This is a genomic window from Zunongwangia pacifica (genome assembly GCF_023499215.1).
Lineage (GTDB): Bacteria > Bacteroidota > Bacteroidia > Flavobacteriales > Flavobacteriaceae > Zunongwangia > Zunongwangia pacifica.
The window spans coordinates 17643-31124 of the sequence record NZ_JAKHSK010000044.1 but is presented as its reverse complement, the minus strand read 5'-3'; the positions used below and the strand labels follow the sequence as shown (position 1 = coordinate 31124).

The 13482-nt window shown below is 34.1% G+C and carries 9 protein-coding genes and 1 pseudogene; 9 read left to right on the top strand and 1 reads right to left on the bottom strand.

Annotation, left to right across the window (positions count from 1 at the left end; genetic code table 11):
* Nucleotides 1–232 (top strand): annotated as a pseudogene (locus L1967_RS19900) (thiol:disulfide interchange protein); the annotation flags it as partial.
* Between the two features lie 634 nt (nt 233–866).
* Nucleotides 867–1538 (top strand): GDSL-type esterase/lipase family protein, encoded by a 672-nt coding sequence (locus L1967_RS19895; RefSeq protein WP_249603258.1) that lies wholly within the window; start codon nt 867–869, stop codon nt 1536–1538.
* Between the two features lie 147 nt (nt 1539–1685).
* Here the strand turns inward: L1967_RS19895 and L1967_RS19890 are convergent, their stop codons facing one another.
* Nucleotides 1686–2306, bottom strand: coding sequence for an RNA polymerase sigma factor (locus L1967_RS19890; RefSeq protein WP_249603257.1), 621 nt, complete (start codon nt 2304–2306; stop codon nt 1686–1688).
* A 107-nt stretch (nt 2307–2413) separates the two neighbouring features.
* Here L1967_RS19890 and L1967_RS19885 point away from each other — a divergent pair, with 107 nt between their 5' ends.
* The 7 genes from L1967_RS19885 (at nt 2414) to L1967_RS19855 (ending at nt 13469) form a co-directional block, all read left to right on the top strand.
* Entirely contained in the window at nt 2414–3568 is a 1155-nt protein-coding gene (locus L1967_RS19885; protein ID WP_249603256.1) for a FecR family protein, read from the top strand.
* Nucleotides 3569–3754: 186 nt separating this feature from the next.
* On the top strand, nt 3755–7000 hold the full coding sequence (locus L1967_RS19880) for a TonB-dependent receptor (RefSeq protein WP_249603255.1): 3246 nt from the start codon (nt 3755–3757) through the stop codon (nt 6998–7000).
* A gap of 18 nt (nt 7001–7018) precedes the next feature.
* Nucleotides 7019–8491, top strand: a complete 1473-nt coding sequence (locus L1967_RS19875; RefSeq protein ID WP_249603254.1) for a RagB/SusD family nutrient uptake outer membrane protein — start codon at nt 7019–7021, stop codon at nt 8489–8491.
* Between the two features lie 10 nt (nt 8492–8501).
* Nucleotides 8502–10097, top strand: a complete 1596-nt coding sequence (locus tag L1967_RS19870) for a sulfatase family protein (RefSeq protein WP_249603253.1) — start codon at nt 8502–8504, stop codon at nt 10095–10097.
* Between the two features lie 10 nt (nt 10098–10107).
* Nucleotides 10108–11793: an FAD-dependent oxidoreductase gene (locus L1967_RS19865; protein WP_249603252.1), complete on the top strand. Its 1686-nt coding sequence runs from the start codon at nt 10108–10110 to the stop codon at nt 11791–11793.
* A gap of 45 nt (nt 11794–11838) precedes the next feature.
* Nucleotides 11839–12585: an SGNH/GDSL hydrolase family protein gene (locus L1967_RS19860; RefSeq protein ID WP_249603251.1), complete on the top strand. Its 747-nt coding sequence runs from the start codon at nt 11839–11841 to the stop codon at nt 12583–12585.
* Nucleotides 12582–13469 (top strand): sialate O-acetylesterase, encoded by an 888-nt coding sequence (locus L1967_RS19855; RefSeq protein ID WP_249603250.1) that lies wholly within the window; start codon nt 12582–12584, stop codon nt 13467–13469. The genes L1967_RS19860 and L1967_RS19855 overlap by 4 nt, the downstream gene beginning before the upstream one ends.
* The last annotated feature ends 13 nt before the right edge of the window (nt 13470–13482 follow it).

Below are 13482 nucleotides of genomic sequence, written 5' to 3'. Positions count from 1 at the left end.
GCTACCAGAGGAGGAGCAGTACACGTCTGAGACCACGGGTAAGGAGATTACGACTATTGGTAATAAATGGAGTGATTTTCAGATCAGGGAATACAAGGCCAATGCGCAGCCGTACTATGTGTTGTTAGATGCAGATGGAAACCGGCTGAATGAGCCTACGGCTTACGATCCCGATATTGAATCGTATCTAAACTGGCTTGAAGAAGGAATTAAAAATTATAAAAACAAGTAAATATATGAGAAGAAATCGTAAAAACGATTACTAAAAATACTGCTGTTATTGAAGGATTGCTTAGGCCTAAACAATAGCAACTATAAATTCAGAAAGAAATTAGAATTTATTTGAATTAGCCTTCTTCACAATTTTGATTTTGCTTGAATTTACTTTGAAGAGCTTAAACGACAAGTTTAAGCTCTTTTTTAATCCCTCATCGAGGGTTTAATTCCCCGAGGCTTGTCTAGAAATTATAAAAAAGTTTTCCGATTCGTACCTCGCGGGCTTGCTCTAAGGTTATTGATTAAAAGAAGATGAATTAAGGAACAAATGATCACCTGTGATTTTACTCAATAATCGAGATTAAATGCTCTGAGTTTTGGTCTGAGGTAGTTTACTCATCACTTAATGAATTCTGTCATTAGAAATGTTGTATTTATTTTTATAGGATGCCTGCTTCATTTATTATTTGGGCTTAAAACGAGAAATTACTTTCGTTATCGCGGCTAGTCTTGATCAATAGGTTGCTCAAATAGATATTAAAAACTTTAATTATAGGTATTATTTTAAAATTTTATTTAAAAAAATATGAAATTATAAGAAAATCAGTATAATTTTAGACTTTATATTAAATTCTAAAATTGAGCAAAAGATGAGAAATCTTGTCCTTATATCACTGATTATTATTTTTGGGTGCCAATCTTTAAAAACAACATCACAAGATCCTAAAAGATATGAAAATCAGATAAGGAATTTTCAGACAGCATCAACTATTCAACGTAGTGAAGAACCCTTATTGGTTTTCACAGGAAGTTCAAGTATTCGAAGATGGGAAAATTTAACAACATTATTCCCCGGGTTTCAAGTAATAAAAACGGGATTCGGCGGATCAACAATGAATGATTTAGAATATTATATTAATGAAGCCATCCTTCAATATAAACCTAATAAAATCTTTATATATGAAGGGGACAATGATGTGAAATTAGGTGTAAAGCAATCTAAAATTTTAAGATCTACTCGTAGTATTATTGAGAAAATTAGATTTGAATTACCTACTTCAGAAATTATATTAATATCAGTAAAACCTAGTCTTGATCGTTGGTATCTTAAGGACAAATATTTAGAATTAAATAAAGAATTATATAAACTGTCTAAAGAGTATGATACAGTTCATTATTTAGATATGTGGGATACCATGCTTGCTGAAAATGGTGAACCTATAGCTCAATTTTTTGTTGAAGATGGAATTCATTTAAATGAAAAAGGCTATCAGGTATGGAAAATTGCTATTCAGGATTATTTGGATAAAAACACCAATTAAAGATTCTATAATTATAGAATTTACTCGATAATCGAGATTAATTACGCCTTTATCGTCCCAGTCCCGATAGCAATCGGTATGTTTAGAAATACACAATAACTTTCTAATAAATATTTCATGAGGTTGCCCTCCGGTTCTTTACTATTATTAGGGTATAAGTTGCCTCGAATGTTCAGCATTTGCAATGTTAGGAAATAGAAAGAATAAAATAATATCATATTTTTCGCCTAATTCTTTTCTAAGTATTTTAAAGCTTTTGGTAATAAGGGCCTCTACGGTTTTTATTGAGATATTTAAGTATTCAGAGATTTCTTTATTGGTAAGACCTTCTTTTTTACTAAGGGTGAAAACTTCTCTACATCTTTCGGGTAATTTTTCGATCTCCTGGGTTACAATTTTTATAATTTCGTTTAAATTTCTATCCTCTAATTCTTCAACTACCTCATACATGCTTTCATAATATTTCTTTTCAAGAATCATGGTAGCTTTTTCTTTTCGATAATTATTAATAAATGTGTTGTAAACAGTTTTATAAAGAAAACTTTTGATAGAATATTCTGGATTTAGTTTTTTACGATATTGCCAGGTTTTTAGAAATACACTTTGAACAATATCCTGAGCCAGCGCCTTTTCATCAACAAAAGTAAGAGCATATGCAAATAGGGGCCGGTGATATTTTTCAAGAAGAAATGAATAAGCCTGTTCATCACCATTTTTTAAGCATTCTACCAGTGAATTATTGTCATTGAAGCTCTTTATTGATTTCATTCTTATTGAATTTTAAGGATTATATTTCCGAAAATAAGAAAAAAATAAACAAAATGTTAGGGTATTCTTAATTTGCTTTGTATTACTAATAGAATGTTAACTTGTTTATGGAAGATAAAGAAACTGAATTATCTCTTTTAAGATATTTAAACGGAGCGGCAAAAAAGGACGATCTAGCCATTTTGAACGAGTGGATTAAGGATCCAAAAAATAATAAAGAATTTAGGCAATATCTTAAAACTCATTTTGCAATTTATTTAGGAATGAATGATCAAGACGTTAGTAAAATGAAAAATAATCTTATTGAGCAGATAAGAGCCGATAAGAATAGAGAGAGAAAACATAAGCGTATGGTATTTTTGAAATATGCCGCAGTGTTTATTTTGTTGCTTGCATGTGTGCACTTTTACCGAGATCAAATTTTTATAGAGTATCAAAACGAAAACGTTGTAGTTGGTGATGATAAGATTATTTTAGAAAATGCTGATGGAAATATTGAAGTTCTAGATAATGATAAACAAATTTCTATTAAAGATAAAAATGGATTCGTTATAGGAAAACAGGTAGGAGACGAACTTGTATACACCAAAAATGATTCTAAAAACGAAATAGCTTACAATACGCTTAAAATTCCTTACGGCAAGCAATTAAAAGTGGTCTTATCAGACGGCTCGGAAGTAATGCTTAACTCTGGTTCTACATTTAAGTATCCGGTAAATTTTATAAAAGGAAAGAATCGAAAAGTTTTCTTAGAGGGAGAAGCGTTTTTTGAAGTGGCTAAAGATTCTTTACATCCATTTATAGTAAGTGCGAACGATCTAGACATAAAAGTTTTAGGAACCGAGTTTAATGTATTGAATTATAGTGAAGATATAAATACAGAGGTTGTATTGGTAGGAGGATCTGTAGTTCTTAATTCTCCGGGTTATGTAAAAAATGAAGTCAAACTTTCTCCAGGTCAAAAGGGCACTTTTCTGAAAGAAGATAAAAATATAGGTGTAGAGGAAGTTAATGTCTCCCTTTATACAGGCTGGGTAGATGGAATAGTAGTTTTTAGAGAAACTACTTTTGAGAATATCACTAAAAAATTAGAACGGCACTTTAATATAAAAATCAATAACACAAATTCTAAAATCGCTAAAGAAAAGTTCAATGCAACTATTGATTTGAAAAAAGAAAATATTAATCAGATTCTAGAGTACTTTAAAAAAATCTACGAAATAGAATATGAGGTTAAAAACAACGAAGTCATAATAAAATAAAATCTCATTTATGTAACACCTTTATTACAACTTTCCGTAATCACTTAGAAATCGGGAAATGCTCCAACATTTCCCGATTAAAATCAAGTGATCGGATTATTTAATCACTAAAAACTCAAATTTAAAATTATGAAAAAATTGTGGAATTCAAAACTCTGGTTTTGGAGATTCAAATTAGATCTAAAAATGAAGCTCTCACTTGTTCTTTTTGCAATAACCTTCGCCGTTCAGGCAAATAGTTCTTATTCTCAAAAGACTCCCATTTCTTTAAATTTTGAAAATGTCAAAATAGGCAGGATCATAGATGAAATAGAGGCTAAAACAGAGTTTAAGTTTATCTATAAAAGCAATACCATAGATATTAATAGAAATGTAAGTATTAAAGTAAAAAAAGAAAAGATAGAAAACATCTTATCAATACTTTTTGATCAAAACAAAGTATCCTATGAGATCTATGACGTAAAAATTTTAATCAAGCCGGCACCTTTGTCACAAGTAAATGTTGATGCTTACGCAGTAAATAGCCCACAAAAAGAGATTACGGGTATAGTGACAGATATGAATGGAATGCCGCTTCTTGGTGTTAATGTTTTAGAGAAAGGAACGTCAAATGGTGCAATTACAGATTTTGATGGTAAATATTCGATTAACCTGGAAAGTCAAAATCCTGTACTTGTTTTTAGTTTTTTGGGGTTTGAAACTCAGGAAATTATTGTTGGGGATAAAACAACAATTAACCTGAGTCTAAAAGAAGGACGAAGTGGTTTAGAAGAGGTTGTAGTTATTGGTTATGGATCCACAAACAGGAGGGATGTTACTGGCGCTATCTCTACTGTAGACAGTGATGAAATTAATGCTTTGCCAACTACAGATGTGCAACAAGCCCTTAAAGGTCGTTCGGCAGGAGTAAGAGTTTCTCAGAATTCAGGACAGCCAGGATCTGGCGTTCAAGTGCAAATTCGTGGAGGGAATTCTTATTTAGGGAATAATAATCCCTTGTATGTAGTTGATGGATTTCCATTAACTGGAGGTATAGAATTTTTAAATCCTGCCAATATAGAATCTGTAAATATTTTGAAAGACGCATCTGCAACTGCAATTTACGGTTCTAGAGGAGCAAATGGTGTTATTATTATTACTACAAAAGCAGGGGATAAAGGAAGCAAAGGGGTAATTGATATTCAGAGTTACTACGGGGTACAAAAGGTTTTAAAAACATACGACTTGATGAATTCACGACAATTTGCAGAATTGGCTAATATTTCTGCAGAAAATAGTGGAAATCCTCTGCCTTTCGATTTAAATAATCTGCCTAATATTGAAACAGACTGGCAAGATGAAATTTTTAGAGCTGCTGGAATTCAAAATCATACCCTTACCTTCTCTGGAGGAAGTAATGGTTCATCCTATTCGGTATCAGCAAATTATTTTGAGCAGGATGGTATTATCAAAAATACAGGTCAGAAACGTGGATCAGTACGATTATCATTAAATCAAAAAGTTAATGATTGGGCCCGCTTAACAGCTAATGCTGTTTCCACCAGAAGTGAAATTAATGATGCAGATGTCAATAACGGTAATGCAGGAAATAACATTTGGTCAGCAGCATTACAGGCACCCCCAACAATTAGCGTATATGACGATGAAGGGAATTATAGTGATGTTGGAATATATCCATTTAGTCCCACTGCTTTAAGCAACCCGCTATTATACACAGAAAGAAAAGAATTATTTACCTCCTCAAAAACATTAAGTAATCTGGCATTAGAATTAAATATTCTACAGGGATTAAAGTTTAAAATATTAGGAGGGGTAGAACAGGAATATCTGGAAAGAAATTTTTACTCTCCATCAATCATCGTTAATAGAACCCCTCAAGGTTTTGGGTCTTTTCAAATGACAAGGGATATATCCTATTTAAATGAAAATATCCTATCATATAATACAAACATAGGTGAAGATGATACCTTCTCTGCTGTTGGAGGATTTACCGTTCAAACATTTAAAAGGAAAGTAAATAGCTCGAGTGCCAGCGGATTCACAACAGACATTTTGGAGGATAATTCTTTAGGAAGCGCAGAAAATACTAATCCTAATTCGTCTAATGTAAGTGAATGGAAATTGCTTTCCTGGTTGGGACGTTTAAATTATGATTTAAATAATAAATATCTGTTTACTGCTAGTATTCGTGCAGATGGATCTTCACGCTTTGGAGAGAATAATAAATGGGGAATATTCTCATCTGGTGCATTTGCCTGGCGACTAAGTAATGAAGAATTTTTAAAGAGTTTTGAAGATCTTTCAGATTTAAAGTTACGAATTGGATACGGAGAAACAGGTAGTACCGCTATTGCAGCATATCAGTCATTAAATACGCTAGGAGAAGAACGCGCTACTTTTGGAAATTCAGATGTTATAGGATTTGCCAATGTTTCTGCCCCAAATCCAGACCTTAAATGGGAGACCACCCGACAATTAGGTATAGGTTTGGACGCTACATTTTTTGAGGATAGGTATAGGTTAACCATAGATTATTATAAAAAAAATACAGAAGATCTTTTAGCAATTATACCACTTCCCGGATCTACAGGATTCACCTCGCAAATAACTAATCTTGGTGAAATTGAGAATACAGGAATGGAATTTTCAGTAGGAGCTTTATTTGGGCAAAATGATTTTACGTGGGACGTAAACGCCATGGTTTCATTTAATAAAAATAAAGTGATCACAATAGGTCAGGATATTCTAGGTGGATCATTGGATATTCCATTTAATTCTCCTATAAACTTAGCTCGTGAGGGAGAGCCATTAGGGGTATTTTATGGATATATTGAAGATGGATATGATGATAATGGAGTTATTCAGTATAAAGATTTAAACGGGGATGATCAAATTAATAGTGAAGATCAAAGAATTTTAGGAGATCCTTATCCAGATTTTATCTACAGTTTAAATAATACTCTACAATATAAGAATTTAAGCCTGAACATCTTTTTTGAAGGATCACAGGGGAACGAACTTTTCTGGGCAACTGGAGGTTATATTGCTACATCTTTTGGAACAGGAGGTAATCAAATAGTTGATGTTTATAACGATTATTGGACTCCTACTAATACGGATGCAGCGTACCCGGCACCTAGTTCTAATCGCGCTCAGATTCGGGTTTCAGACAGGTTTATCAAAGATGCTTCTTATTTACGTTTAAAAAATGTGAAACTGGGGTATACCTTAACAGGCAATCAGATAAACTGGGGACTAAATTCTATGGAAGTTTATGTAAGCGGACAAAATCTATTTACCGTAACAGACTTTCCTGGGCTCGATCCAGATGTAAATACAAGAGGGGGAACAGGAGATTTGAGATTAGGTATTGCCCAAACAGCTTATCCAACAGCTAGAATTTTTACTCTAGGTGTGAACTTAAAGATTTAAACAGAAAAAATATTAGAAATGAAAAAAATAATAACCTTGCTATTATTAATAGCTATATGTATCTCCTACAGTAGTTGTGAAAGTGCTTTAGAGGAATCTCCAAAAAGTCGACTTGTAAAAGAAAACTTTTATAAGAATGGGGCAGATGCGTTGTCAGCCTTAACATCGGTTTATGGAATTTTCAGTAGAGAAGGTGAATTTCCTACTATTTTCTTTATGTCGCTTTTGGAGAATCGATCAGATTATTCCGACGGTCGTGGAAGTCAGGCAGGCTTTAGTACTTACGATTCTCCTATGGATAATACAAGCCAAAGCCGAGCATTTGCAGCTTATAATGATCTTTATCAGGGAATAAATAGAGCAAATGCAGTTATAGATAATGTGGCTGGGATCGAGAATATGAATGCCGAATTAAGAGACCAATATATTGCCGAGGCACGTTTTCTAAGAGCTTTCTTTTATATGAATTTAGTGAAATATTGGGGCGGAGTTCCATTACGTCTGGAAGAATTCACTTCTTTAGATCAAATTCCTGCTCCCAGAGCATCAGTTTCAGAAGTTTGGGACCTAATCATTAATGATTTAAATGAAGCCATACCCAATTTGGCAGATACTTTCCCTGAATCTGATGCAGGAAGGGTAACATCGTGGGCCGCAAAAGCAGCTCTGGCTGATGCTTATTTGAATACTGAGGACTGGATTAATGCACGTGATGTAGCAGAAGATATTATCTTAAACGGTCCATTTTCTTTAGTTGAAGTACAGGTTGCTGACGATTTTCTTCAGATTTATGGCCCTGAATCCATTACACATTCCGGAGAAATATTTTCAGCACATCAATCTGAAACTAATGGTAATGGCATTGCAACACATATTCACAGGCCCAATACTGGGTTTTCGGTAGGAGGTTATTATGCATGGTTACCTGTAGAAGGAAGTCTTGTATGGGATTGGGACACTAGCGATCTTCGCCAGCAGTTTTCTATTTATACAGAGTACATAGATAAAAATGGAGAGGTACAGCAATTACCTGAAAGTACTCCAAAACTTTTTAATAAGTATAGGGATGCAGGCACAACAGGTAGTTTTAATGGTAGAAATAACGTGCCTTTTTATCGATTTGCAGAAATGTTCTTAATATATGCCGAAGCGTCTAATGAAATTGATGGACCTACAGCACTTGCTACAGAGCGCTTAAATATTGTTAGAAGAAGAGGATATGGATACCCATTAAACTCACCATCGATTGAAGATTATCCCCAAGGGATGAGTGCTAGTGAATTTAAGGATGCTGTTTTAGAAGAACGTGTATATGAGCTTAATCTAGAAATGAAACGATGGAATGATCTGTTAAGAACAGGAAGAGCTCAACAAGCGATAGAAGCTACCGGTAAAACATGGAGTGATGTGAGTTTGCTTTTGCCTCTTCCTATAGATGAGATAAATAATAACCCTGCTCTGGGACCTGAAGATCAAAATCCAGGGTATTAATAATCTTGTCATGAAAAGGTATTTGAATCATAAGAATTATACCATTATATCCAAATTTGGCTTTAACTCCAATAATCTTTTCGGGCTCATTTTAGTTCTGTTAAATGTGACTCTATTTACTTCCTGTATGCCTCTAAAGGAAAAGGATGATAAAAAGAGTAAACCTAATATCATAATGATTTTAGCTGATGATCTGGGTTATGGAGATTTAGGGGTTTACAATGAATATTCTTTAGTCCCAACTCCTAATCTGGACCAACTGGCATCTGAGGGAATTCGTTTTACAGATGCCTACTGTCCAATAGCAATATGCTCACCAACAAGGTATTCTTTAATGACGGGAACCTATGCATGGCGCAGTAGAAAGAAGGATGGAGTTATGAGGAACTATGAAAAATCGATGATGGAGGATAGTCTGCTTACATTGCCGCAAATGCTTCAAAAAGTTGGTTATAAAACGGGAGGATTTGGGAAATGGCATTTAGGAACAGAATTTCCCACTTTAGATGGAAAAAAACCTGTTGGATATGGCACATTTTATCATAAGGATAATGGATCTAATATTGATATTTCAGGAGATGTTTCAGATGGTCCTATAGATCATGGCTTCCAACAATGGTTAGGATTTAGTTGTGCGAGTGAGTGTTTTCTTTTTGAAAATAAAAAAATTATTGGAGCACTAGAACATGATTTCTATACCATTGAGAAAACACCTGGTAAAGAAAAACTAGACCTTATTTCTATGGATAGTTACCTGCCGCTTATAACAGATGCTTCCATAAAATTTTTGAACGAAGCCAAGCGTAATGATAATGAACCTTTTTTCTTATACTATTCGCCATACGTACCACATGTTCCTTTAGCAGTTAGTGAGTCCTTTTTAGGATCTACTCAGGCAGGTCCATACGGAGACTATGTTCATGAACTAGATTTTTATATAGGAAAGTTATTGAATCATCTTGATAGTTTAGGACTTAAAGAAAATACAATAGTTCTTTTTGCAAGTGATAATGGATCGGCTTTCAGAACTTCTTATAATGGCATGGATGCATCTAATGCAGCTAATAAACTGCCTGGTCATTTTATAGATGTAGACGGTAAATATAAAGCACCTAAAGATTTATCGAATATGGATAGGCATAGTCCCAATGGGACTTTAAGAGGAGTTAAACGTAGTGCCTGGGAAGGGGGCGTGCGAACACCTTTAATAGCTCGCTGGCCAGGTCATTTTCCTAAAGGTGAAAAAACTAAAGAAATGATGTCTTTAACAGATATTATGGCCACGTTAGCACCAATAGTGGGATACAAACTGGAAAACGGAGTTACAACAGATGGTATTAATAACATTTCAGCCTTTTTAGGAGAGACTAAAGAAAAAAGGTCTTCGATTGTGCTAAAAGCAGGAAATGATGTGTATGCACTTCGGCAAAGAGAATGGAAATTCATTGAAGTTCCTCGGGGGAATGATGAACCATTTTTTGAATTATATAATTTAGAAAATGATCCATCTGAAGATGAAAACCTAGCGAGTAAATATCCCGATAAGGTTTCTGAAATGAAGAGAGCATTGGATTTAATACTGAAAGAACATTCTACAACAAAATAATCAGGATAAAATGGATAAGTTAAAAAAAGTAATATTAGGAATAGTTCTGCTAATAAGTTCTTACGGAATGGTTGGTATGCCTATTCATCCAGATGATTATATAAACTTAGTGAATAAAAAATCATATAAAGCTGATGTTATTATATATGGGGGAACCTCTAGTGCTGTAATCGCAGCCGTTCAAGTTAAAAAAATGGGAAAATCAGTAATTCTGGTTTCTCCAGATAAACATCTTGGCGGACTGTCTTCTTCAGGATTGGGATATACAGATACCGGAAATAAAGCGGTAATTGGAGGTTTATCACGAGAATTTTATCATCGCATTTATAAATACTATACACAGGATAAGAGCTGGAAATGGCAAGAAAGAGATGATTATGGAAATCAGGGGCAAGGAACTCCTGCCATTGATGGAGAGAATAGAACCATGTGGATTTTTGAACCTCATATTGCTGAACAGGTATTCGAAGATTTGATTAAGGAATACGGTATAATTTTACATAGAGAAGAACTCCTTGATAGACAAAACGGAGTTGAAATTGATCATGAAAAGATAAAAAGTTTTACCACCTTATCTGGTAGTACGTATAAAGCTAAAGTTTTTATAGATGGTACCTATGAAGGTGATTTAATGGCGGCAGCCGGAATAAATTACCATATAGGGCGTGAATCTAATGAAACTTATAATGAAGAATGGAACGGTGTTCAAAAAGATATTTTTCATCATAAACACAATTTTATGGATTATAAAATAAGTCCGTACAAAGATCCTAAAAACCCATTGAGTGGATTAGTTCAGGGTGTTTCTGAAGTTGGTCCTGGAGAAAATGGCACTGGTGATAAGAAGGTTCAGGCTTATAATTTTAGATTGTGTTTAACTCAGGTTAAAGAGAATCTAATTCCTTTTTATAAGCCAGACCGTTATAATAAAAATGATTATGAACTTTTAGCCAGATTATACGAAGCAGGCTGGAATGAAACCTTCAATAAATTTGATCCCATTCCGAATCTAAAAACAGATACTAATAATCACGGTCCCTTCAGTACCGATTATATAGGGGCTAATTATGAATATCCCGATGCTTCTTATGAACGAAGAGCAGAGATCATTAAAGATCATGAAAATTACCAGCAAGGTTTACTTTATTTTATGGTGACCGATGAACGAATTCCTGCACCTATTCAGAAAGAATTTAAGAAGTGGGGATATGCAAAGGATGAATTTGAGGATAATAACTATTGGCCACATCAAATTTATGTTCGTGAAGCTCGTCGAATGTTGGGCAAGTATGTAATGACTGAACATGATATTTTGGGGCATAGAAAAGTTCCTAAACCTATTGGAATGGGATCCTATACTATGGATTCTCATAATGTACAGCGATATATTACCGCTGAAGGCTACGTTCAAAATGAAGGAGATATAGGTATCAAAGCTAAAGAACCTTATCAGATAGCTTACGGAGCAATAACACCAAAGGAAAATGAATGTACAAATCTTTTAGTGCCACTTGCCTTATCAAGTTCACATATTGCTTTTGGATCCATCCGAATGGAACCTGTTTTCATGATCTTAGGCCAAAGTGCAGCGACGGCAGCTGTGCTTGCAATTAAAGAAGGGCAACCCGTACAGGAGATTAATTATGAAAACTTAAAAAATGAATTAAAAAAAGGAGGGCAAGTACTGAGTAAATAGGTGAATATCTAAGAGGATTATCCTCTAAATTTAAAACATTAATAAATGAGAGTCGATAAAGTGCCTTTGTTGATAGGGATATTATTTGCGTTATTTTCTACAAATAAAATAAATGCACAAAGTTTTACAGTAATCAATGCTGGGATAAGCGGAAATACCACTTTGGATGTTTTAAAGAGGTTGAATAGGGATGTTATTGCTCCTAAACCAGATCTGGTAATACTAATGATAGGTACAAATGACTTATTGAATACTAAAAAATCGATGAGTTATCATGATTTTGAAAATAACCTGAATGAAATTGTAAATCTCTTAGGTATGAGGAATATAAAAATGCTTTTGGTAAGTCCGCCACCTGTAGATGAGTACTATTTATACAAACGGCATGATAAAAATAAATTTTTTCAAAAGCCCAATACACTTTTGATGAGAGCAAGTCAATTTATGAACAGTTTAGCTCGAAATGAGCAGATTAGATTTTGCGATGTGTATACGCTTTTTAGTAAAAGGGAAATCCCAAAACATAATCAGGATTTGTATATCAGAAACAAAAAAAATAGTAATGCTGAAGATGGAGTACACCCAACATCTTTAGGCTATCAACTTATAGCAGAAGCTATTTTTAATCATCTTAATTCTGATGATTGGCTTCTTTCCGATAGCAAAATTTTATGTCTGGGAGACTCTATTACTTATGGCAAATATATGATAGGGCAGGGTACCACCAAAGGAAATACGTATCCTGCTTTTCTACAAAGACTTTTTGATCAAAAAATAATTAATTCGCAATGAATATTTCACAAACTATTTTAAAGAAACGTACACTAGCTCAATTACTTATTCTATTCTTGGGATTTCAGTGCATATCCCAATCTACTGAGCAAAAAAATGAAAGGACAAGCCGGGAAGAAGGCAATGATGTATATAAATTGATTTTACTGGCAGGTCAATCTAATATGGTAGGAGGTGGAAAGAAAGCCCAAATTGCTATACCAAAAATAAGTGACAATATTATTTATTATAACTATGGAAAACGTATGAATTTGGAGATTGTTTCTGATGATAGGTTTGGTCCAGAAATAGGGATTATGGAAGAGCTAACAAAGCATTTTCCCAATGAAAAATTTATCATTCTTAAATATGCGGTAGGTGGAGCTTCTATGTATGGGTGGTCTCCCGATCGTGATGAAGAGAAGGTAAAAGTAATGGGACATCCCCACTTTGGAAAAATGAGTGATTCCCTGTTTAAATATACCGCGCTGGCCATAAAGGATAAAAAAGTTAGCCCTACGGCTTTTGTATGGATGCAGGGGGAAACCGATGCAAAATATGAGCTGGCAGGTAAAGAATATGCATATAATTTTAAAAAGTTAATAGAAGCTGTTCGTAAAGAGTATAATGAAAAAGAGCTACCCATCATTTTTGGGAAAGTAAATCCAATAGCTAGCAGATACCCAGGATTATTGGCAGTGCAATCATCACAACGATCTATTGCAAAAGATATCGCTAACGCCTATTTGGTAGAGACAGATGGTTTAGAAAAACGCTCAGATAGCCTTCATTATTCATCTAAAGGCTTACTAGGATTAGGTCATAGATTCGGGAAAATCATCGTAAAGGTGATCAATGAAAATGAACAATCACTTGACCTAGATGATGCTAAATATAAGGAATAACTCAAAAAAATAA